This is a genomic window from Reichenbachiella versicolor (assembly GCF_003171675.1).
GTDB lineage: Bacteria > Bacteroidota > Bacteroidia > Cytophagales > Cyclobacteriaceae > Reichenbachiella > Reichenbachiella versicolor.
Genome location: NZ_QFZQ01000003.1, coordinates 225,035 through 249,389, shown reverse-complemented (window position 1 = coordinate 249,389; position 24,355 = coordinate 225,035). Strand labels below are relative to the sequence as shown.

The window sequence follows — 24,355 nt, the reverse complement described above, 5'->3', positions numbered from 1 at the left end:
TTATTACTTCCCGATACAAAACTTACTAAATATGTTGTCCAGCAAATCATCTGTTGTAATCTCTCCCGTAATCTCTCCTAAATAATGTAAGGAATGGCGTATATCCTGAGCAAGGAAGTCGTTGGACACCTGCAAATCAATTCCTTTCAAAACATCATGTAGCGCATTCTGAGTATTTACCAGACTCTGGTAATGCCTAGCATTAGTAACAACTACATTTCCTGCTTTGAAATTGTCCATTTGGCTCTTCTGCCAAATACGATCTTTTAAAACTTCAACTTGTTTGTTATGCTTTGCAGCTATAGAAATAAATTCATCGTCCTCAATCAACGAATTTGGAATTGAATCTACTTTATCAGATTTATTTCCAACTAGGATGTAGGGCTTATTACGGTCTATTAGTTTTTGTTCGGTTTCCTTAATCTCCTCAATTGCTTCAGTAGACAAATCGAACAAGTACATGATTAACGCAGCTTCGTCCATCTTTTGTTCAGCGCGTTCTACTCCTATGGCTTCTATATGATCAGCTGTTTCACGCAGACCCGCGGTATCTATAAATCTAAATTTTACACCACGTATATTTAATTCATCTTCTATGATATCACGAGTTGTACCTGCTATATCCGAAACAATAGCTTTTTCTTCTTCAAGTAAAGCGTTGAGCAGTGTAGACTTTCCAGCATTAGGCTTCCCCACAATCACAACCGGCACCCCATTCTTGATAACATTACCCAACTGAAAACTATCAATGAGCTTTACTAAGACTATATCGATATTCTTTATCAACTCCTTTAACTCATCACGACTAGCGAATTCTACATCCTCTTCAGAGAAATCAAGCTCTAACTCAATCATAGATGCAAAGTGAACTAGCTTCTCTCGAAGAACCTTTATTTCCCCCGAGATACCTCCTCTCATTTGGTTCAACGCAGCGGCATGCGCGGACTCATTTTCAGATGCTATTAAATCAGCTACGGCCTCCGCTTGAGCTAGATCAAAACGACCATTTATGTAAGCCCTCTGTGTAAACTCACCTGGACCTGCCAACCTAGCTCCATTCTTAACAAATAGTTGGAGTATTCGATTTATGATGTACTGAGAACCATGACAAGATATTTCGATACTATCTTCTTTGGTAAATGAATGTGGGTTTTTAAATAAGGTTACTAATACTTCATCAATAATCTCTTCATCATCTACAATATTACCAAAATGAACAGTATGCGATTTCTGCTCAGCTAAGTCCTTTCCATCAAAAACCTTATTCGTCAAATTATAGCTATCTGGACCTGACAGTCTAATTACAGCTATCGCTCCAACTCCTGGAGCAGTGGCTAAGGCTATTATTGTATCTAAATTCCTTTCTATCATATATCGGAAACAAAAATAGCGAGAAGTATTCTCCTCGCTATTCATTTAATATTTTAGCATTTACTTTAACCTACTGAGGCAGCTTCTTTAAATAGTTTTATAAACTCATCTTGAGTAAAACTACCTAAATCACCTTCTCCATGCTTTCGGGCACTTACCTTACCTTCTGCCGCTTCTTTCTCTCCCACAATTAACATGTAAGGAATTTTACCTGTTTCTGCATCTCTAATCTTACGACCAATTTTTTCATCTCTATGATCAATAAAACCTCTAATGTCATAATCTTCCATTTTCGCATATACTTCATTAGCATAGTCTGCATATTTCTCTGAGATAGGAAGAATAGCAATCTGATCAGGAGTCAACCAAAGAGGGAAATTACCGCCACAATGTTCAGTCAACACGGCTACAAATCTCTCTAAAGATCCGAAAGGTGCTCTATGAATCATTACAGGTCTGTGCTTTTGATTATCTGACCCTGTGTATTCTAACTCAAAACGTTCAGGAAGATTGTAATCAACTTGAATGGTACCTAGTTGCCAGCTTCTACCTAAGGCATCTTTAACCATAAAATCCAACTTAGGACCATAGAAAGCAGCTTCACCAAGCTCCGTCACAGTATTAAGACCTTTTTCCTCTGTCGCTTCAATAATAGCTTTTTCGGCTTTAGCCCAATTCTCATCAGTACCAATATATTTTTGAGTATTTTCAGGGTCTCGCAACGAAATCTGAGCCGTAAAATCATCAAAGCCCAGAGCTCCAAAAACATAAAGAACAAGATCAATCACTTTCAAAAACTCATCTTTCACTTGCTCTGGCATACAGAAGATGTGAGCATCATCCTGAGTAAATCCTCTTACACGAGTTAACCCATGTAATTCACCACTTTGTTCGTACCTATATACTGTACCGAACTCTGTAAGCCTCAAAGGCAAATCTTTGTAAGACTTTGGAGTACTATTGTAAATTTCACAGTGATGAGGACAATTCATTGGTTTTAGAATGAACTCCTCTCCTTCGTGAGGCGTACTAATAGGCTGAAAAGAATCCTCACCATATTTTTCGTAATGTCCTGACGTGACATACAAATCCTTGTGACCAATATGTGGTGTCACTACAGGTTTATACCCTGCTTTAAGCTGAACTTTTTTCAAGAAAGTCTCAAGCCTATCTTTGAGCATCGCTCCTTTAGGCATCCAAAGTGGCAGACCATGCCCTACTTTTTCAGAAAAAGTAAAAAGCTCTAGCTCCTTTCCTAGTTTTCTATGATCCCTTTTTTTAGCCTCTTCTAATAATTCTAAATATTCTTTAAGTTCCTTCGCTTTAGGAAAAGTGATCGCATATAAACGAGTCAATTGTTTGTTATTCTCATCACCTTTCCAATAAGCTCCAGCTACATTTAGGATTTTAGCCGCCTTAATGAAACCTGTATGAGGAATATGAGGGCCTTTACACAGGTCTGTGAATTCACCTTGTTTATAAAACGTGATATCTCCGTCTTCGAGCCTATCAATCAGATCTAATTTATACTCATCGCCCTTCTCCGTGAAGTATTTTATAGCATCAGCCTTGGACACTTCCGAACGTTCGTAAACATTCTTTTGCTTGGCCAATTCGAGCATCTTCTTTTCTATTATATCAAGGTTTTCGGTATCAAAATCGTGATCGCCAAAATCAATATCGTAGTAAAACCCAGCATCAATAGCCGGACCGATACCTAATTTAATCCCTGGATATAAAGCTTCTAAAGCTTCTGCCATTAAGTGTGCAGAAGAGTGCCAATAGGTAGATTTACCATCAGCATCATTCCAGGTAAGTAATTTCACTTCTGCATCTGTATCGATAGCTCTTGAAGCATCCCAAACTTCTCCATTGACCTCTGCCGCCAGTACATTTCTTGCTAAACCCTCACTGATAGACAATGCCACATCCATTCCAGACGATCCTTTTGGCAATTCTTTCACACTACCATCTGGCAATGTGACTTTGATATTTGACTCACTCATTAATTTGAAATTTCTCTAACATCGAGAGACGGCACTTCCAACAACTGAAGGGACTCTTTCTGTTCTTTAATTTTGCGCAAATATGCAATTTTTCCGTAGACTTTAGAAAGTCCTAACCGAGCTTCTTCATTCAAGGAATCTATTGATAAAACCTTCTCATAATACTGTACACTACTACTAAAATACCCTTTATCATTAAAGTAGTCTGCCTTACTACACAGCCCATATAAATTCATAGAATCCACTTGTAATAACATGTCTGAATAAAAATATACAGAGTCAAGATTATTAAGACCTTTATAATGTTTAATCAATTTCATACCTGACCTGACATCTCCATTCACTAAACCATCTTCTAAAAGTCTCACCCCCAAACTATTCTCTTTTGTACCGATAATTTTTGAACCCAAGGAATAAAAATAGTCCTTAGACAAATATTGCTTATCTAATCTATCATATAATTCTACGGCCCTATCCAAATCCCCCTTATGAAGGTACAGATATACTAATTCCTTTATAGATCTCATGTCCAAAGAATCTTCTTCAAATGACAATTCATAATACTTCAGTGCCGATAGTGAATCTTTTAACGCTAAATAAACCTTTGCCTTCTGGGAAGTTATATCCTTATTCTCTGGATCTAAATAAATACAACGGTTCATATAATCCATAGCCAACTCGTTTCTGTTAGTATTAGCAAAAATGAGAGCTAAATAAGCTAGTACTTGCGGATACTCTTCAAAATCTGATATTGATTTGAAAACTCTTTCAGCTTTCAAATATTCTTTCTTCTCCAACAATCGTTCACCAACTACTTTTAAAACAGTAGTTGAATTTTTATTCCTGACAAAAACATTCTCTAAATACTCTAAAGTAAGCTTTTCAATAGCCAAGGAGCCTAATTGTCTTACGGTTTCAAATTCATTTTCACTAACAATTGGCTTATTACCATATTTAGAACCATCTAATTTTACATCCGAAACCTCATACTGAGACCTTTTAATACCGCATGAACTTAGGAAAAGGAATACACATATAAATAATCCAAAAAATAACCTTGTTAAACTATTTAAAAAAGACATATAAGAATATCAACTATTAGAAATTTACGAGCTTCCATCAGTAAAATCCAAAACTCCAAAAGTGTAGGTAAATCACTTAGAACCTCGCCCTAAACAGTAAATAATACCCAAAACAAACACTAAAACTTGGAAGTGTAGGTAATTATTGGTAAAATTCGCAATTAAACACGAATTGATAGAGTTCGCTCGTGTTTATAGGTTAATTTGAAGAATATTCACTTGTCTTAGTCCTAAGATAGTCCCATAAACCACCCTAGAATACTCTTTATTCGACCATCTTTGAAAAGTACAATTTATTTTTACTCAAAGAAAAACAATTGATTAAGCATAAATTACTCGGTTAGAAACAACAGATAGTATAATATTACAATTCGGTTCACCAAGTAGAGGATCAAAATGGATTTACTGAAAAAATACAAAAACGTATATGATTCTAACATTGTATTGATGTACAAAGGGGAAGTAACATTTGACTTGGTTACTTCTATCATCGAGACGCTAGAAGAAAGAATCGGAGAGATAGAGCAAGACAGAATTATAAAGAAAAAATTCTATGGTGCCGCGACTGAATGCATTCAAAACCTTTATCATCATATGGATGAGGTTTCTGAAGATCAAAAAATAAGTACTTATGATTCAAAGGCTGGACTTTTGATGGTAACGGCAAGAAAAAATTTCTTTAACATAATGACGGGAAATTTCATCCCCAACAACAAAATCAACATAATCAAAGGAAAGATCGATAATATTAATTCGTTAGATAAAGAAGGATTAAAAAAATTATACAAAGAGATACTTTATAATGGTGAATTCTCTGATAAAGGTACTGCTGGATTAGGCTTTGTAGAGATTGCAAGAAAAACCAGCCAAAAGCTAGCTTATGAATTCCATACGATTAATGATGAATACTCTTATTTCACACTTCAAATCAGAGTACCTCGTCAAAGAAAAACAGACAAGGAGCTTGCAGCGTAGCTGTATAACGAAAACAGGATTGGCTATCCATGAAAGGAAAGAAAGAACACAACATACTTTTGAGAAATCTAAGTGTTGTCTAATTTTAAGATAGGATGAAGGAACTTTACCACGAGGAGCAAAAGATACTTTCTGATTATGTAGGAAAGGTGAAGAATAAAGATCTAAGCATGGACGATGCAGTAAATATTGCTGTCAATTATAAAGACTTGCTGGATCAGAGTAAAGTAATAACAAGAATCAGTGATCGACTACAGAAAAAACTAGACCACGCTAACCAAAAAATTAAAAATCAGAATTCTGAAATTCAAAAGAAAAACTCTGAACTAGAAGTTACCATTAATAAGCTCGACAAAATGACTGTGGGCAAAAAAGCTTCTAGACTCTTGTTTGTAGTATTTATTGTTCTTTTCATCACAGAACAACTTTTCATTGAACCAATTATTGAAGATGTCAGTAGTCTTCATCTTAGTGAAGAAATGGGTAAATATTTTGGCATAGGTATCTTACTTTTGTTAGCCCTTTTATTGAAGTTTTTTGAATCTAGTATTGAAAAGCACTTCTTAAAGCAGATTAAAAAGAAAATTTTAAACCCAAACCCCATCTCTAGCTCACAAATGGGAGTAAAGGATAAAGTAGTTTCACCAATATCTAAAGCCAAGGCATAGTAATAGTAGTACTCCAATCTAAAAATATTGCGTCATGAAAAAGGACAACCTTATACGATCATATACTCTGGCAGTAATATTGATCATAATTGCCCTAATTATCGGTCAGTTCTTAGTTCAGGACACTATAGGAGTGAATAAAAATGACTCCAGACTTGTCAAACTTTCTCAGCGTCAATCTACTATAAGTGAACAACTTTCTAAGAATGCCCTTCTTATAAACACCAAAAGAATAGCCGCTAGTGAGAGAAATTTTAACCTTGTTAAAAAGCGAATCAAAAGCCATTTAACGGAATTTGAAAAAATTCAACGGGCTCTTAAAAAAGGCGATCCAACTTATGGCATTACGAAAGTTCAAAACTCTGAAGACATTTTACTTCTACTAGATGAAGCTGAAATTCCTTACAAGGAGATATTAAACGCTTCGAAGGAACTTTTAAAAGTTTCTTTTGATGACCCGATTGAAATTAAAAATGAGAATATTTCACAAGCTATTGCTAGTATCATAGGTCAAGAAAGACATTTTAGTAGAGTAATGAGTGAAATTGCAGATACTTTCGAAGAAGAGACTCATGAAAGAAAAGCTGGATCATCCTTTGCGGGATATTTTATTACTGCAAGTATTATTGGGATATTACTGTTACAGGCTGCATTTATATTCAGACCATCTATAAATCTTGCTTACAAAAACTTCATGACTGCTAATGAAGCCTTTATGAAATTAAAAAAGTCTGAGGAAGGTCTTAGAAAAAGTGCTGAGAAACAACTAGAGGTAAATGAAAAACTCATTATGTCTCAAAGGGCACTTGAGCAGAGAAATAAAAAACTGAAATTATCTGAGCAACAAATTCTTAAAAGTTCGAGAAAGCAAATTGAAGTTAACGAAAAGCTGATTCGAGTACAGGATGAATTGAGAAAAGCTTACGAAAAAGTAAAGTATTCAGAAGAACGAATGAGAGGGATTGCAGAAGAGCAACTTGAGGCTACGGAAAAGCTAATGATCACTGAGAATCAACTAAAACAAGCCCTTGAACATGAGCGTAGCAGTAAAGATGAACTTCACAACACACTCGAGAACCTTAAAAGTACTCAATCACAGTTAGTGCAATCCGAAAAAATGGCCTCGCTTGGCCAGTTAACGGCAGGTATTGCGCATGAAATCAATAATCCTATTAACTTCGTTTATAATGGTATCGATACCTTAAAGGTATCTCTTGACGATTTAATGGAAATCATATTAAAATATGACTCTCTTGACGCTGCCGAAAATTTAGCAGAGGCAAGAAGAGAAATTGAAGACTTAAAAGAGGAACTTGGTTATGAAGACCTAGTTGGTGATGTCAAAGAACTTGTAACTGACATCAAAAAAGGAGCCGTAAGAACTATAGAAATCGTAAAAGGTTTAAGAGTATTCTCTAGACTGGATGAGGAAGAAATGAAGCCAGCCAATATGAATGATGCTCTTGATGCTACTCTCATTCTATTGAAAAACAAGACGAAAAACATTGTAGAAATTAAAAAATTCTATGATAATGATTTAAAAGAAATAAACTGTTTCCCAGGACAGCTTAATCAAGTATTTATGAATATTTTAAGTAATGCTATTCAAGCTATGCCTGAGGAGAAAAAGGATAAGGAAATCCAGTTATATACTGAAAGCCAAGAGCAACATGTACTTATAAAAATAAAAGACAACGGTAAAGGAATGTCAGAGCAAGTCAAACGACGAATTTTCGAACCATTCTTTACTACTAAACCGGTTGGTATAGGTACAGGTCTTGGAATGTCTATTTCATTTGGTATTATCGAAAAACATGGTGGTAATATTTTTGTAAATAGTGAAGAAGGAAAAGGAACAGAGTTCTCAATTTTGATACCTAAGCATTTGGCAGACAAACCTACAGCTCCAGATGCGCAAGGGTCAAAACAACAAGCATAACTAACCGCTAGGATTAACAATCGATGGAGCAGAACCAAACAGTGGCGGCAGCGCCTGTAAAGGACAAAAAGAAATATACCATTCTATATGTGGATGATGAGGAAAGTAACTTGAGAATTTTCCGAATGGCTTTCAAGAGAGAATATCATGTCTTGACTGCCATGGGTGGTAAAGAGGCAATAGAAATACTCAGGCAAAATGATGTTCAGTGCCTAATTACTGACCAGAAAATGCCTGAAATGACTGGTACAGAGTTGCTAGAGCGAGTCCTTCCTGAGTTTCCAGATGTAATCAGAATGATTCTTACAGGCTTTGCCGATATTGAGGCAATAGTAAAAGCTGTAAACAAATGTGGAATATACAAATACATTACTAAGCCTTGGGATAAAGGTGAAATGAAATTAACTATTGACAAGGCTCTGGAAGCATACGAATTAAAGAGTGATAAAGTCAATCTAATTAAAGAACTAGAACTTGCCAATAGTGGACTAGAAGAAAAGGTGGCTCTTAGAACTAAAGAGCTAGCAGAGGTAAACAAACGCTTGATGGATAGTATTAAGTATGCCATGACTATCCAAAGTGCTATGCTTATTTCTCCTGACACCATTAAGGAAGCTTTTTCAGACTATTTTGTTATGTTCAAGCCTCTAGATATTGTAAGTGGAGACTTCTATTGGTTTGCGCAAATGTATGATGGAGATAAACCTCTATCGGTAATGGCATGTGTAGATTGTACTGGACATGGTGTAGCGGGTGCTTTGATGAGTATGATTGGGGAATCATTACTCAACCAAATTGTATATGAATACCAAGTTTCTGATCCAGCTGAAATTATTGAAAATCTTGATATAGGTGTTCAAGAAATGTTGAACCAATCTGAAGGTAACAATCATCATGGAATGGATGCCAGCATTATAGTTGTAGATCATGAAAATGAAGAAGTTCTATTTTCTGGAGCTCGACAAAATTTAATGTATTCTCATGGGAGTGAACTTAAGTCAATTAAAGGAGAGAGAGTTTCAATTGGTGGTTTTGCAGAGCAAAAAAGAATTTACAAAAAACATGTACTAGAATATAAATCTGGAGAAACTCAATTTTACATGACATCTGACGGATTTCCTGATCAGTTTGGAGGCCCTGACGTTAAAAAATACACAATGGCAAGACTTGTTAAGACTTTGGAAGGCAATTTGGACAAACCATTTAATGAGCAGCAGGAATTACTAGAGCAGGCGTTTGACGAGTGGAAGGGTAGCGAAAAACAGACCGACGACATTATGGTCATGGGCATTAAATTATAAATGCTAATTTTGCATTAAATACGAGGAGGCAGCATGAAGATCAAGATAGTGACATTACAAGCCTGGTGTAACAAAAATATTACACCATTAGCATGGCAACGCATTGTCATCAAAGTACTACCTTCATTAAGAGAAAAGGGATTTGAATTAGAAGAATTGGAAAACCCTGACCCTAATAGATATTTTGATGAAGAAGAATTTAAGCTCTTTTCAGAGACTTTAAGTTCCGTTTATCAAATAACATTCCCTAAAGAAGAAATTGAAAACATTTAAACCTTGAGCTTTCAAGGTTTTTCTTTTATGAAACGATTCCTAACTATTTACCTTTTAATTGCATTCACTAGTATTGTTACTAGTTGTCAGAGCTCTTTATTTTCTCATAAGACTAAAGTGGCAAAACCCAAGAAAAGGTTTTTTCCTTATAAACATTCTAGGGATCGGTTTAAGAAAAACACTAAAACAGCAAGGTATTCTCTTCATTGATCAAATAATATGATCTTCATTCAGATCTAACAACAATTTATCCGAGCTGTTTAATCTTGCGATAATTGATTCTGCTTTTGGCAATTCATATTCAAAATAGAAACGCATAGTATAGAGTTTACTCTCGTAAAAAGTATCTTGCCTATTCTCATTAACAGCTATTTGTGCAGGAATAGCCTGTAGTAACCATTGCCACCCAATTGCTACAATTCCAAACAATTCTAAATAGAGAGTAGCATCCATTAAAAACACCTCCTTTTTTTCTTTCATTGCCATAGTAGAAAGTTTCATGGTGGTATTCTGTAACCTAAAAAGAACATCATTAAGTCTTTCTCCATACTTGGAAAGTTCAATCACTTCTAGCTTAGTTTTCTTAATGGTTTTAGATACCTCTTCAGTAAAAGCACGAAACGCAATTCCTCCTCCCATTACAATTTTACGTCCCAATAAATCCAAAGCATGAATTCCTGTGGCCCCTTCATGAATAGAATGAATTTTCATTTCTCTATAAAATTGCTCTAGTGGGTGATCTTTACAATAGCCGGCAAAACCTGATATTTGCATAGCTTCCGAAGTTGATTTCACACCAGCCTCACTTGGAAAAGTCTTTGCTACTGGAGTCAATAAATCTAGGGTTAATCTATATATTTCTTTTATCTCCTCTCGTCCCGCTTTGGCCATATCATAATAATAGGCACATTGCATCAACAAAGATAAAGAACCTTCCATCATAGCTTTTTGAGACAAGAGCATACGTTTTACATCAGAATGCTCAATTAACTTTCTTTGTGAAGAGTCTTTATTCTTATCATCAGGCAAAGTCACTTGAAGTCTTTCTTGCGCATATTGAAGAGACGAGTAATATGCCGCTGACGCAATAGATGTTGCTCCTAGCCCCACTCCAATCCTAGCCACATTCATGTGTTGAAGAATAACCTTTAAGCCTTTTCCTTGTTCACCTATCAGATAACCAAAACATTCTTTTTGATGACCAAATATAATAGACACCATAGGAAGCCCTTTGCTCCCCATTTTCTTAGAGAGCGAACTAACTTGGACACCATTTGCATTATTCAATTCTTCAGAGTCCAACCTGTTTTGAGGTACTAAGAACAAAGAAAGTCCTTTTTCTCCCTCGTCTAAGCCTTTGATTCTTGCCAAAACCAAATGAATAACATTCTTTACGCCATCATGATCACCTGCTGAAATGTATACCTTCTCTCCTTTTAAGGAAAAAACCTGCCCCTCATCGTCCAAAGGTTCTGCCAATGTCTCAACACCTGCTAGAGAGTTACCTACTTCTGGTTCTGTAATAGCCATAGCACCTTGCCACTCACCGCTATGAAGTTTAGGTATGATCTGTTTTTTGAGATATTCGGTACCATGATCTTCAATGATACGTACAACTCCAGCTGACAAATATGGATACACGCTAGCACTATAATTTGCAGCCCCAAATACGAATTGATTAATACTTGAAACCATCATCGGCAACTGTTGCCCTCCATTCAATTCAGACCCTGTAGCTGATATCCATCCTCCATCACCAAAACTTTTCATAATTTTTGAAACTTGGGGATGCACCTTTACAGAACCATTCTCAATAATGGGCTCTTGTTGATCCATCTCGACCATATAAGGTCTAAGTTCCTCATCAGCAAAATCTTCGGCTATATCTAATAATTTTTTCACACTTTCTTTGTTATGCTTTCGATAAAGCTCCAGATCTAACAATGAACTAAAGTCAAAGACTTCTTTGAGTAGAAAATCCAGATTTTTGCGTGAATGGTATTGGGACATAGGTCTGTCAGTTTTAAGAATATATTGGAAGTATATTAATGATCAGGAATAATAAGACAATAATAGAATGATGATAAATGCTATTCAAATATAGAAACGGAAAACTCTAATCTGGAAGTGTAAACACTATAGAATATTGAACAGTCATATCTATTGGATCTCCATTAACAGTACCTGACTTCCAACCTTCTAGCTTTTTCACAACCCTTATTGCTTCTTCGTCACAACCATAACCTATTCCTGAAATCACTTCAATAGATTTAATCTTTCCATTCTTTTTAACGACAAATCCTAACACAACAGTCCCTTCTATGTTGTTTTTTAAGGCCTCTTCGGGGTAGTTCATTTCCTTAGCAATGCGCTTTATATAATTATTAGAAATAGGAGTTGGTGATTCCGTTTTTAATTCGATCTGAGCTTGACGCAATTTGACAGTACTTACCTTTCTACTTTTATTACTTGATTGGTCTAATGATGATACTGCAACTATCTCCTCTTTCTTTTGCTGATCCGTAAAGTCAACCACAACAACTTCTTCAAGTACATCCTCTTCAAAACCTGTATCGATATACTCAGACTCATCTAAAACAGTAAAAGAAGGAGTTTCTTGCTCTATTACAGGTTCTTCTAACTGCAATTCTTGTACCTCTCTCTTCGCAACAGGTTGACCTGAAGTAAAATCTATCACTTTACTTTCCTCTTTTGTGAATTCTTTTCTTCTTTCGCTACTAACATCTTGACTCTTTTTTTGTTTCGGGTTGGAGGGTTTCTCATCAATCCTCAAAGGGTCCTGCTGTGTATTTTTATATTGAGACACATCAGAAATAGAGTCATCCAATGCAAGTGGTTTCTCTTTTTCTACTTCAACTCTATTCTCTTGAGCTAATTCATTGGAAACTAACAGTGGTGAAAAATAGTAAGCTAAATAAACGGATGTAATTAATAAGGAAATACCGGCAGCAATAACTATTTTTCGAACGATACCTAAAGATTCTGGTGTTGTTCTTTTTAAAAGGGTGTGACGAAGATCGTTTATATCTTCAATAAGATTCTCTGCACCTACCTGCTCAAACCCATCCATCGCATCTTGACAAAACTCACACTCTAGCAAATGCTTTTCTATATAATGACATTCTTTATCCGACAGATCACCATTCAAATATGCCTGAATTAAATCTGCGTTCAAATGAGTATTTCGATATTTATCCTGATCAATTGACATTCTGCTCCATGCAATTTTTCAAATTCCTCTTTCCATTTTGTATATAGCTTTTTACCTTTTTTATTTCATAACCCGAAATAGCAACAACTTGAGCGTATGACTTTTCCTCTAAGTAAAACGCCTTTATACACTGTTTTTGTTCATGATTTAGTTCTTCTAAACACTTATCCAGTTTAGAATAAGTTACTTCACTATCGTCTTTATATTCATGATGCGGAAGAAGCGAATATTCCATATTCTCAACTAAAGAATCTTCCACCCTTTGATGTTTCTGAGTGCGTATCTGCATCAAACAATAATTTCTAGTCAACACATGAAGCCAACTCTTAAAGTTGGAAACTTCATGTTTTAACAATTCCACTATTAGTTTTTCAAATATCTGACTGACCGCATCTCTACTTGCTTCACGATGCTTAAGGTATTTAAGACATACACCGTAGACTAGATGCATATATCGTTGATATAAAACACCTAAGACCTCTAATGAAGAAGAAGCTTTGTATTTTTCTATTAAGTCTTGATCAGATAAGTTTTCCAAATAGAGAAATGTAGATGCGAAATGGAATTTATGAAAAAAAAGAAAAATAATTTATGGAATTCTAGCACTGGTTGCATCATGAAGAAAAAACTTTAGAAATCATGAATGCCAAAATCACAATTCTTACACTATTTGTAATGTCAGTTGTACTTCAAAGTAACACTAGTCTAATTACAATCACAGGTACAATCACAGACGAAAACAATACTCCACTTGTGGGAGTAACTGTTTCCGCTAAAAAAGCTCGCAATAAAACAATATCTGGATTGAATGGAAAATATAACATTAAGGTTCAACCTGATGATTTACTTAGGTTTGAATTTATAGGTTTTGACACTCAAGAAATCAAGGTAAAAAAACGGTCTAAAATCGACGTCTCAATGAGATGCCTCATCCAAGAAGAACTTGAAGAGGTTGTTATACTAGACGAAACAAATCAGCAAACAAAAGAAATAACTGGAGCTGTTTTGAGAAGCTCTCCAAAACAGGCTAGAAAATTAATGGTTAATAAAGCAGAGAAGATGAGTTTTACTATATCTGCACCTTCATATTATGAGTACGAATCCGATATCATTGATTTCAATACCGAAGAATATGATCTCATAAAAGAAAACGGATTCAAATCACCAGAATCAGCTCCGCTATCCACTTTTAGTATAGATGTTGACAATGCTTCTTATTCAAATGTTCGTAGAATGATTGAAAATGGGCAAAAGCCATACATTGATGCTGTTAGAATAGAAGAAATGATCAATTACTTCAGTTATGATTATGAAGACCCTACTGGAACCACACCTTTTTCAGTTAACACAGAGGTATCTACAGCACCTTGGAATTCAAAACATCGACTGGTTCATATTGGTATCCAAGGTAAAAAACTAGACATCAACACAAAGGTCAATTCAAATCTAGTATTCTTAATAGATGTATCAGGATCTATGAGTAGTCAAAACAAACTACCTCTCTTAAAATCATCTATGAAGACTTTAGTCAATAATCTTTCTTCTAATGACCGAGTAGCTATAGTGGTATATGCAGGAGCTGCAGGTCTTGCACTTCCATCTACTCCAGCTGATCGGAAAGAAATTATATTCAGTGCTTTAGACAAACTATCTGCAGGAGGTTCTACAGCTGGTGGGGCAGGCATCGAATTAGCGTATAAAGTAGCCAATGAAAACCTAATAAAAGGCGGCAATAACAGAGTAATTCTAGCGACTGATGGAGACTTCAATACTGGTTCATCATCCAATTCAGAAATGGTCAGATTAATTGAAGAAAAGCGCAACACAGGCATCTACTTGACTATTACTGGGTTTGGAATGGGCAATTACAAAGACTCTAAAATGGAGCAAATAAGCAATGCTGGCAATGGGAATTACTTCTATATAGATAGTTATAAAGAAGCTACAAAGGTATTCGGAGAAGAGATGCAAGCTACTCTATTCACTATCGCCAAAGATGTCAAGATTCAAGTGGAGTTCAACCCTAACGTAGTCCAAGCATACAGACTAATTGGATACGAAAATCGTAAGTTAAACGATGAAGATTTTAATAACGACAATATTGATGCTGGCGAACTTGGTGCTGGACACTCTGTAACAGCACTCTATGAAATCATCCCAGCAGGTATAGAGTCAACATTCATTAAAAACGTAGATAAGCTTAAATACCAAAACACTAAGACTATCTCCACTGATAGTAACGAAATATTGACTGTCAAATTAAGGTATAAACCAATAAATTCAGATAAAAGCAAGCTAATCTCAAAAGCAGTTGTTAATCACATCATCCCTCTGATAGAGACCTCAAATAATTTTAGGTTCTCAGCGAGCGTCGCTGAATTTGGAATGATTTTGAGAAACTCAGAGTATAAACAAACAGCCGAGTTGTCAGAAGCACTAAAATTAGCTATGAATTCAAAGGGGCATGATGAATTAGGCTATAGACAAGAATTTATAGGTCTAATAAAAAGCTATGCATTTATAGAAGGTAAATCTCTGACACAGAGATAGAATGACATCAACTTATATTTTTCAATAAAAATATCCTAACGTAGGTATTGCATTTAAGATCAAGACTACTACTTTTGCATCGCAATTGAGCAACGGAGTGGTAGTTCAGCTGGTTAGAATGTCTGCCTGTCACGCAGAAGGTCGCGGGTTCGAATCCCGTCCATTCCGCAAAGCCCTTTAAAAAATGAAGGGCTTTTTTATTCTCAATTGCAATCTGGAGTGGTAGTTCAGCTGGTTAGAATGTCTGCCTGTCACGCAGAAGGTCGCGGGTTCGAATCCCGTCCATTCCGCAAAAGCCCTTTTAAATAAAGTTTAAAAGGGCTTTTTTTATCTAATTTTTCATCTTCTTTTGAACCTTATCTCTTATTCCGAAGAATTCATATTGAAGCTCTGTACCTGTCTTTTCATCTAACCTAAAACCATTCGTTTTCTTATCATACAACACTTCAAAGTACTGCTCAGACATTTCTGCAGAAATAAGAATGTCCGTCCTACTTACACCATCATAAAAGGTCAACTTCAATGGCTGCAAAATAGGAACTTCAAAAACATTAAAATCATTTATATGCAGCTCGCCTATCTTTCCTCTATTATTGATTTTAATTACATCCTTAGTTTTTTGAAATCGAGTTCTATAAATCAAAACTTTACCTTTCACTCTTGATAATACTGGATCCGGGTCTTGATAATTTCTCAGGTTATAGTAACGAACAACGTGCGATATTTCTTTAGGGCTATGTTTATACTTAGGATCATTTAGATAGGCCATTGACTCCGAATCCTCAGAAAACAACAATCTAAAACTCGCTCCGCGAGCGTCCATCATATCTTTTCTATCATACGAATCCCAGATTTTAACCATCTGCCCTCCTTTCAGAGCAAACATTTTATCCGTAGTGTGAGTAGTGAAAAGACTCACTGCCCCTACCTGTTCTCTTTCTGTAAATATGTATTCATAACCTTCCTTTGCATCAGGGTCTTTAACCATGAAATAGCTCAATTCCTTAGAGTTATTCCAATATCCTAAAATAGAATCTGGGTGCACCAAAATATTATCAGAATCATCGGCCATTTTCAATTCTATCCCATCAGTATATTGCCACATTTTCATGAATGCTATTCGGCGCCCATCCTTCATTATTAAAGTATCCTGTCCATATGCATGTACTGACATGAATATTGTCAGTATAAAAACTAGTTTTTTCATACTATTCGATTAACTAAATCTATCCATTTCAAAGAATGATATATCATTCACTAAATTACGGTCTTGAACAACAATGCAACTTATATAAAATGAAAAATTTCCTTCTTATTATTCTTTGTATCGGAGCTGCAGCATGCTCCTCTACAAAGGAAAATGTCCCCACGCTAAAATCCGGTATTTTATTGCAGTATATGGATACTACTGTACGCCCTGGAGATAACTTCACGGCATATGTAAATGGTTCTTGGGTAAAAGAAACTAAAATTCCCGCAGACAAATCTTCATTTGGCATATTCAATATTTTGAGAGATGAATCCGAGGAAAATGTTAAAACAATCATTGAAGAATCTTCAAAGGGAGATTTCGAAAAAGGATCAGATGAACAAAAAGTGGGAGACTTATATAACTCCTATATGAATGTAGATCTGAGAAACAAACTTGGATTGGCTCCGATAAAGCCTTTGTTCGAAAAAATTGATCAAATCTCAAATTATGACGACTTGGCGGTTTATATGGCATACGCGAATAAATATGGTTTTTCTGTCCCATTTCACGTATTCATATACCAAGATTTCAAAATCCCTACAGAACATGCGATCTATACTTATCAAGGAGGGCTAGGTCTTCCTGATAGAGAATATTATCTGAAAGAAGATGATAGATCAATTGAAATCAAAGAAAAGTATGTTGAGCATATAGCCAAAATGTTGGAGTTGGCTGAACTTCCATCCCCAACTGAATCTGCAGAGAAGATTATGGGTATCGAAACTGCTCTTGCAGAAAAACACTACACTAAGGAAGCTTCTCGAGACTACGTCGGACTATACAATAAAGTAGATGTATCAGCTTTAGATACTATCATGTCAAAATTCAACTGGAAGGCATATTTCACAGAAGTCGGAATTCCTGACCAAAAAGAATTAGTGGTATTGATGTTAGACTATATCCAAGCTTTAGACAACATCATTTTTAGTACTGATATTGAGTCATGGAAAACTTATTTGAAGTGGAGTGCTTTAAACGAGACTGCTTCTAGACTCACTACTGCGTTAGACGAACAAAACTTTAGTTTCTACAGTAAAGAACTAAGGGGAGTAGAGGAGCAAAAACCTATGTGGCGAAGAGGTGTTGGTGTAGTCAATGGATCTTTAGGAGAAGTTATCGGGAAAGTATATGTGGACAGATATTTCCCTCCTGCAGCTAAGAGTCGCATGGAAGAGTTAGTTAAAAACTTACTTAAAGCCTATGAATTAAGTATCAATGACTTGGACTGGATGAGTGATTCTACGAAAGCTAAAGCTTTGGATAAACTCAGCAAGTTCACGTACAAGATCGGCTATCCAAACAAATGGAAAGATTATTCAAAAATGGACATAGATGCTGAAGACTTTTTTGGCAATAGAATGAGAGTATCTCTTTTCGACTATGATGAACAACTCGATAAATTAGGTAAACCTGTAGATCGTGAAGAATGGGGTATGACTCCTCAAACCGTAAATGCATACTACAGTCCTAGCAAAAACGAGATTGTATTCCCTGCAGCTATTTTACAGCCACCATTCTTTGATATGGAAGCTGATGACGCGGTTAATTACGGAGCAATTGGAGCGATAATTGGTCACGAGATTGGTCATGGATTTGATGACAAAGGTAGTACGTTTGACGGTGATGGAGCTTTGAATAACTGGTGGACAGAAGAAGACAGAGCAGAGTTTGAAGCTAGAACTGGAAAGCTTGTTGGTCAATACAATGACTATGAAGTATTGCCAGGTGTTAATGTTAACGGTGAATTTACACTGGGTGAAAACATTGGTGACCTTGGAGGTTTGACTATTACTTACAAAGCTTATAAGGCTAGTTTAAATGGCGCTGAAGGCAAAGTAATGGATGGATTCACTGCAGATCAAAGACTATTCATTGGATATGCTCAAGCTTGGAGAGGAAAATCTAGAGATGAGGCTCTAAGAACTCAAGTAGCTACTGACCCTCATTCACCAAGAGACTTCCGAGTGAATGGTATCGTTAAAAACGTTCCAGCTTTTTATGAAGCATTTAACATAAAAGAAACTGACAGCCTATATTTAGCTCCTGAGGATAGAGTAAAAATATGGTAAGAGTATCCTTCCACAAACAAAAAGAGCTACTCTGGTCATGCCAGAGTAGCTCTTTTTGTTTAAGCTGATTCCTAATGATTACAAAAGAGATACAATCTCTTCATCCAATGGCTTTACTCCAGAAGGAAAGTATTTGATGAGATCACCATTCTCGTCAATCAAAAACTTATTGAAATTCCACTTCACTTGATAATCACCTATTCCATTTTGAGTCTTAGAAGTCAAGAAAGAATAAATTGGATGTTGTCCCTCTCCTTTTACCTCTATTATTTGAGTCATAGGAAAAGTGACACCGTAATTTTTCTTACAAAAATCTTGAATCAGATTCTCACTATCAAGCTCCTGCCCCGCAAACTGATCACAAGGAAACCCAACAACAATTAATTTATCTCCATACTGCTCATATAACTTCTGAAGATCTGAATACTGTTTAGTATATCCACATTTAGATGCTACATTGACTACAAGAATTTTCTTACCTTTAAAATCATTGAAGTTGATCTTCTGATCACTATTTAAAGCTTCAATTGAGAAACTGTGAAAATTATCTCCTGACCCGTACAACGCGGCTAATAGTATTGCGAGAGACGCTAGTAAAGTTTTCATCATATTAAGTTTGTTTTCAAGAGTGCAACGTTACTGTCAGCACTTTAGTTCTATCGCAACAAATATAAGTCTCGTTAAGACATTTATAAGTTCAAAAATTTAGTAGAAGAGAAAACAAGTAAGAACTGAATCAAAAAAAGTCATATTTATGTAAGTCGTACTATACGATTGTAAGGAAATAGTAAAGTTGATGTTCTTGACTAATTGCCATAGATGAAGAAGTTTATATTTATATTGATCTGCTTTCCCTTCGGTTTGGTTGCTCAGCTCAAAGACCTCACTTTTGAAGAAATAGAGCTTTTGAGATCAAATGAATCAAGACCTATTGCAGTCTTTCTTTATTCTGATTGGTGTAAGTATTGTCATTACATGAAGACTACAACTTTAAGAGACGAAGAAGTAATCAGGCTACTAAATGAAAAATACTATTTCTCGTTTCTAAACGTCGAAGATGATAGAGATATTCACTTCAATGGCTTTTATTCAGACTATATACCTACTGGTAGAGAAGCGGAAGTTTATCAACTCAATAAAGTACTGACCTCAATTAGTAAAAATTACCCCTACCCTACCTTCTTAATCTTTGATTCATCAATGAAAATCATCTTTCAATATGAAGGCTTTATAGACCATCGAACCCTAGCATACTCGCTAAAACACCTTACAAAACCTCAAAAAGGAGAAAATACAGTAGAATAGCTGTCATATACCCTTTATTGAAGCACTTGGTATTTTATCCTCCTAACCTATCTTAGCGGTTTGAATCAAAAAAAATATTATGTCAAGAGGTAATTTCAGCAATAAACTAGGCTTTATCATGGCAGCTGCGGGTTCCGCAGTTGGACTGGGAAACATTTGGAAGTTTCCATATGAAGTCGGTATAGGCGGTGGTGCTGCGTTCCTTTTGATGTACTTGGCTTTCTGTTTCATTCTATGTTTCCCTGTAATGGTAGCTGAAATCTCCATTGGTAGAAAAACCCAACGAAACGCTGTGGGAGCCTTCAGGGCCTTAGGTTTTGCCAAATGGTCTATTATTGGCAAAATGGGAGTGGCTAGTGGGGTACTCATTTTATCCTTTTACAATGTAGTAGCTGGCTGGGCGTTTGGATATTTCATAGAAATGCTTTTTGGTAATTTTGATATTAGTAACCATTTCGGAGAGTATATAGGTTTAGAAGGTACACATGCCATTAAAGTGGTAGGCTACACTATTATCTTTATGATTTCTACTTCCATGATCGTATCCAAAGGTATTTCAGGAGGAATTGAAAAAGCGGCTCGAACCTTGATGCCGTTACTGGTAATCATCATAGTTTCATTGATCTTGTATTCTCTTACACTACCTAATGCTATGAAAGGTATCGAGTTCTACCTTGTTCCGGACTTTAGTAAGATCAATTTCGAAGTAGTTTACACAGCATTAAGTCATGCGTTTTTCTCTCTTTCTCTAGGAATGGGTGCACTAATTACATACGGTAGCTACGTCTCTAAACAAGACAACATTCTTTCTTCTGCTGCATTAATTACATTGGCAGACGTAGGCATTGCATTTATTGCTGGATTAATGATATTCCCTTTTGTATTTTCTCAAAATATCGATCCTCAAGAGGGACCTGGCTTAGTATTCGTAGCGCTACCTAAAGTTTTTGCTTCGTTAGGAGCGTTTTGGGGACAAGCTATCGGTTCATTATTTTTCTTATTACTTTCTTTCGCAGCACTTACTTCTACAGTTTCTCTTCTAGAAGTGCCTGTTTCTTATGTAGTGGATGAACACAAAATGAATAGAACTAAAGCTGTGTGGCTTACTTCTTTAGTCATTTTTATTATTGGAATACCTTCACTTCTCTCTCAAGGAGCATCTAACTTCTTTACCTCGTTTATTTGGTATGGAGGCGCTGACAAGGCTAAAGACTTCTTAACCCTCGTTGAAGACATTGGAATTAATACTTTCCTTCCATTGGGAGGTTTATTGACTTCGATTTTTACCGCCTATGTGTGGAAAACTAAAAATCTATCTGAAGAAATAGCTCAGGGTAACTCCAAGTATAATGGATCGCTACTAATGAAGCTTATAGATACAGCGATAGTATACATATGTCCTGTGGTACTTAGTGGTCTTTTCATTCTTATCGTCCTCAGTAAATTTTTCGGAATTCATATCGTATAAATTCCAATGACCATTACTATAGGCTACAGTGCTTGTAGACAAAAAGACCTTCAGTCCTGTAACTACTGAAGGTCTTTTAAAATAAATATTCATCAACGCTTTGTACAGAAATATTATTCTATATTTTTGAATTCAAAATACATTAACTTTAAAAGAGTTAATCTAAGTAGCTTACAAAATTACTTCGTACAACTTCTCACTGGTGAGAAGGATTTTTTAAAAGATCTCCGAACTAGTGAAAGTGTTTCTGCTAACGCCCCCTACCACGGGGCGTTTTTTTGCTATACGTTAAAAAAATCTAACCTAATTTTTACAGCTATTATTTAGATCAAAATTTAAGGTGTTACCATTTTACAAAAAGTACTCTTCACTCTTTCTGAAATATTGAAATATGGTATCCAAATAACTGCGGCTATAAAGGATTTAAAAATCGTCTTTATTAATTCAGAATCATCAAAGAATGATTGATCCGTAAATATCATCTGAGCGAATAGCGCATCAACGATTGGTCCAAATAGACTTAATGTGTAAAATATAGTAATAAGACGTGGTAAGCTTGTTCTCCTTCGATAATACTGAATCAGCACAAGTACACTAAATATGAGTAATAGATGGTTGTAGATAATCTCAGCTCCTAAAAACACTAAAGAGCTTACTTTATCATAATCTTCATTATTATAAAATGCTATCCAAGTTGACTGCCTATAATACTCTCCTGTATATAAATCTTTAAATAAAATAAAAGGACTCAAAGTCACTCCAATCGCTGGAAATACCAACCAACCTCCAATAGCTTTATTCTCTGCAAACTCCCACTTTTCAGGATTATATGTTCGGTTTAACTTTAGAGCTCCGTAGACTCCAAAAATGAGGGTGACTACTACTAAAATAATAGATATCCAACTGATCTTATCTACTGAATCTTCAGTAACTGCTGTTGATTGAGTTACGTAGAACGAAAGTTCATTCTTGATACTTTCATGTTTAGCAAGAAAGTCGGCAACTGAATCTGCCTCAATGTATTCCTTAGTCAAAATATATTCGTTCTTCACATTAAAGGCATCTCCAAAATCACTAACCTCATATTTATACTCAAAACCATCTCCAATTACTGTCTTCTTATCTACAGTAACATTCCATTGTTCAGGCAGTTGGACATACGAGTTTTGTACAAATCGAAAAGGAGTCCCTAAGTAATATGGCATACTCCTATCAGAGGTCTTGGGATAATTTAATTCAGTCTTCAGAACCAATGGATACACCTCTCCATAAATTGAAGAACTGTCAGCATTGGGTTTCCAGTATTCTGGAATATGATAGCTTTCTATTATTTGGAACTTGTTATCTAAACCACGTGAAAAATCTTCAAACCTTATTTCATCTCTTGTTTTTATAGAAGAATATAGATTGCTGTAGTAATTGAGGTATTCTTTCTGAATGGACTCTAAAGAGTTATTAGCAAAATAGGACCTCATGTTATCGGCTTTAGCCCCATAATACTCAGACCTAATAGCCAATTCGGCACTACCTCCAATCTCCTCTAATGTAATAGTTTCATTAATAATTACCTCATTTTTCATATACTGAGGTAACAAAGTCAGTCCTTTCTCTCCACGTTTAACTTTTAAACCGTAAGTATAATTGGGGAACCAAATTTCATCGATTGACCCTCCTTGACTAGATATCGTTGGATCGACGAAATACTCCTTATCTTGAAAACTAAAAGTCACGACACAGTGATCAAAAACTGAAATACCCGGCAGCTTACTATTCATTGAATGTTTAGCTGTTGTATTCACTAATAATGGATAAGCTTCTACTCCTTCCTTTCTCAATAAAGCCACTAGCAACAGACTCTTGTCTTTGCAATCACCATACTTTTGTTTGTATACTTTATCTGGTGAGTTTGGCTTGTAAGCTCCAATACCACCTTCAAAACCAAGATATCTAATATCATCCTGAACCTTACGAATGATTGTTAGTAACCTATCTTTCCTATTTGAACCTTCAACATAGTCGATGGAAATATTTGACAAACTGGAAACAGGGTATTCATATAGAGGCAATGCCCAATTGACTATATCTTTCCAAGATCTGACATTCGATATTGAGACATGTTTTTGTTCGTCATACCATGCAGGTACATTGTTATCGTAAATTAATGTCTCCAAAGCTGCTATATCCCAGATATACTCATATCCAAGATTGGATATTTTAAGCTCAGGTTTTGACATTCCTTCATTTAAAACATACTTCAAGTCTTTCTTATCCTTTGTAATTATTCGCTTATATATTCTACTAACTGGAACATTGAATTGAAAATATAAATCAGTAGAGTAAATACCATTTTTGATAGGATTGTACCCTCTTAAGGAATAAGAATAATCCAGAATATCGCCTACTCTGACATCTGTTAAATTAACAACAGCTGATAGAGAACCGTCATATAGGGACCTTTCTAAACTTTTCTCTCTTTGCAATACTTCTACCTTAGAGCTGCGCGTTTTATCTATCCATTTCCCCTCTCTATAAACTCTAATTTTGTGTAATGTTAGCTGTTCATAGGTAGGATCAAAACTGATGTTGATAGTTGACATTTCTTGAACTCCTTCAGAACTCAAAAGCTTAATTCGATATTCAATAAAATCTTCTTCTTCTGATAAATAATATTGCTGATCTACTAACAAGTATTGGTATCCTCCTACACCTTCTTCAGGCTGGTGATCAATAAACTCAAGATCATTTACCCAATTTGGTATTTTAGCTATTTTAACTTTATCACTTCCAAGAGATGAGTAAAAAGCCAATAGTAAGTAAAAAAGAGAAATATTCGAAAATGTGCGTGCAGACATACTTTTGTTTGA

General features: G+C 35.6%; 18 protein-coding genes and 2 tRNA genes. 11 read left to right on the top strand and 9 right to left on the bottom strand.

Features of this window, described 5'->3' with window-relative positions:
• Positions 1-3: 3 nt before the first annotated feature.
• From mnmE to DKG80_RS09200, 3 genes are all read right to left on the bottom strand, one after another.
• The gene (mnmE, locus tag DKG80_RS09210) at positions 4-1,371 is read right to left on the bottom strand and encodes a tRNA uridine-5-carboxymethylaminomethyl(34) synthesis GTPase MnmE (RefSeq protein ID WP_109831040.1); all 1,368 of its coding nucleotides are present in this window, start codon (positions 1,369-1,371) and stop codon (positions 4-6) included.
• 65 nt (positions 1,372-1,436) lie between these two features.
• Positions 1,437-3,377, bottom strand: coding sequence for a threonine--tRNA ligase (gene thrS / locus DKG80_RS09205; RefSeq protein WP_109831039.1), 1,941 nt, complete (start codon positions 3,375-3,377; stop codon positions 1,437-1,439).
• The gene (locus DKG80_RS09200; protein ID WP_109831038.1) at positions 3,377-4,459 is read right to left on the bottom strand and encodes a tetratricopeptide repeat protein; all 1,083 of its coding nucleotides are present in this window, start codon (positions 4,457-4,459) and stop codon (positions 3,377-3,379) included. The genes thrS and DKG80_RS09200 overlap by 1 nt, the downstream gene beginning before the upstream one ends.
• A gap of 396 nt (positions 4,460-4,855) precedes the next feature.
• Between DKG80_RS09200 and DKG80_RS09195 the strand changes: the two genes are divergently transcribed.
• The 5 genes from DKG80_RS09195 (at position 4,856) to DKG80_RS09175 (ending at position 9,615) form a co-directional block, all read left to right on the top strand.
• Positions 4,856-5,434, top strand: coding sequence for a SiaB family protein kinase (locus DKG80_RS09195; protein ID WP_109831037.1), 579 nt, complete (start codon positions 4,856-4,858; stop codon positions 5,432-5,434).
• Between the two features lie 95 nt (positions 5,435-5,529).
• Positions 5,530-6,102: a hypothetical protein gene (locus DKG80_RS09190; protein WP_109831036.1), complete on the top strand. Its 573-nt coding sequence runs from the start codon at positions 5,530-5,532 to the stop codon at positions 6,100-6,102.
• A gap of 34 nt (positions 6,103-6,136) precedes the next feature.
• Positions 6,137-8,041: a sensor histidine kinase gene (locus tag DKG80_RS09185; protein ID WP_109831035.1), complete on the top strand. Its 1,905-nt coding sequence runs from the start codon at positions 6,137-6,139 to the stop codon at positions 8,039-8,041.
• Positions 8,042-8,064: 23 nt separating this feature from the next.
• Positions 8,065-9,342, top strand: a complete 1,278-nt coding sequence (locus tag DKG80_RS09180; RefSeq protein WP_109831034.1) for a response regulator — start codon at positions 8,065-8,067, stop codon at positions 9,340-9,342.
• Between the two features lie 33 nt (positions 9,343-9,375).
• Positions 9,376-9,615: a hypothetical protein gene (locus DKG80_RS09175; RefSeq protein ID WP_109831033.1), complete on the top strand. Its 240-nt coding sequence runs from the start codon at positions 9,376-9,378 to the stop codon at positions 9,613-9,615.
• Between the two features lie 210 nt (positions 9,616-9,825).
• Here DKG80_RS09175 and DKG80_RS09170 read toward each other — a convergent pair whose 3' ends face one another.
• From DKG80_RS09170 to DKG80_RS09160, 3 genes are all read right to left on the bottom strand, one after another.
• Positions 9,826-11,625, bottom strand: a complete 1,800-nt coding sequence (locus DKG80_RS09170) for an acyl-CoA dehydrogenase (RefSeq protein WP_109831032.1) — start codon at positions 11,623-11,625, stop codon at positions 9,826-9,828.
• 106 nt (positions 11,626-11,731) lie between these two features.
• Positions 11,732-12,847 carry a TonB family protein gene (locus DKG80_RS09165; RefSeq protein ID WP_109831031.1) on the bottom strand — a complete coding sequence of 372 codons (1,116 nt, stop codon included), beginning with the start codon at positions 12,845-12,847 and terminating at the stop codon, positions 11,732-11,734.
• On the bottom strand, positions 12,837-13,385 hold the full coding sequence (locus DKG80_RS09160) for an RNA polymerase sigma factor (RefSeq protein WP_245906984.1): 549 nt from the start codon (positions 13,383-13,385) through the stop codon (positions 12,837-12,839). Before DKG80_RS09160 ends, DKG80_RS09165 begins: the two co-directional genes overlap by 11 nt.
• A 101-nt stretch (positions 13,386-13,486) precedes the next feature.
• Here DKG80_RS09160 and DKG80_RS09155 point away from each other — a divergent pair, with 101 nt between their 5' ends.
• From DKG80_RS09155 to DKG80_RS09145, 3 genes are all read left to right on the top strand, one after another.
• Positions 13,487-15,397 (top strand): vWA domain-containing protein, encoded by a 1,911-nt coding sequence (locus DKG80_RS09155; RefSeq protein ID WP_109831153.1) that lies wholly within the window; start codon positions 13,487-13,489, stop codon positions 15,395-15,397.
• 94 nt (positions 15,398-15,491) lie between these two features.
• Positions 15,492-15,565: transfer RNA gene (locus tag DKG80_RS09150), tRNA-Asp, on the top strand.
• 48 nt (positions 15,566-15,613) lie between these two features.
• Positions 15,614-15,687: transfer RNA gene (locus DKG80_RS09145), tRNA-Asp, on the top strand.
• Between the two features lie 41 nt (positions 15,688-15,728).
• On the opposite strand, the gene DKG80_RS09140 is transcribed toward DKG80_RS09145, so the two are convergent.
• Positions 15,729-16,604, bottom strand: a complete 876-nt coding sequence (locus DKG80_RS09140; RefSeq protein ID WP_109831030.1) for a hypothetical protein — start codon at positions 16,602-16,604, stop codon at positions 15,729-15,731.
• An 89-nt stretch (positions 16,605-16,693) separates the two neighbouring features.
• Here DKG80_RS09140 and DKG80_RS09135 point away from each other — a divergent pair, with 89 nt between their 5' ends.
• Positions 16,694-18,718, top strand: a complete 2,025-nt coding sequence (locus tag DKG80_RS09135; protein WP_109831029.1) for a M13 family metallopeptidase — start codon at positions 16,694-16,696, stop codon at positions 18,716-18,718.
• Between the two features lie 78 nt (positions 18,719-18,796).
• On the opposite strand, the gene DKG80_RS09130 is transcribed toward DKG80_RS09135, so the two are convergent.
• On the bottom strand, positions 18,797-19,324 hold the full coding sequence (locus tag DKG80_RS09130; protein WP_221409092.1) for a glutathione peroxidase: 528 nt from the start codon (positions 19,322-19,324) through the stop codon (positions 18,797-18,799).
• Positions 19,325-19,537: 213 nt separating this feature from the next.
• Here DKG80_RS09130 and DKG80_RS09125 point away from each other — a divergent pair, with 213 nt between their 5' ends.
• Positions 19,538-20,023, top strand: a complete 486-nt coding sequence (locus tag DKG80_RS09125; RefSeq protein ID WP_109831027.1) for a thioredoxin family protein — start codon at positions 19,538-19,540, stop codon at positions 20,021-20,023.
• Between the two features lie 79 nt (positions 20,024-20,102).
• On the top strand, positions 20,103-21,491 hold the full coding sequence (locus tag DKG80_RS09120) for a sodium-dependent transporter (RefSeq protein WP_109831026.1): 1,389 nt from the start codon (positions 20,103-20,105) through the stop codon (positions 21,489-21,491).
• A gap of 335 nt (positions 21,492-21,826) precedes the next feature.
• On the opposite strand, the gene DKG80_RS09115 is transcribed toward DKG80_RS09120, so the two are convergent.
• Positions 21,827-24,343, bottom strand: a complete 2,517-nt coding sequence (locus DKG80_RS09115) for a DUF3857 domain-containing protein (protein ID WP_109831025.1) — start codon at positions 24,341-24,343, stop codon at positions 21,827-21,829.
• Positions 24,344-24,355: the final 12 nt, after the last annotated feature.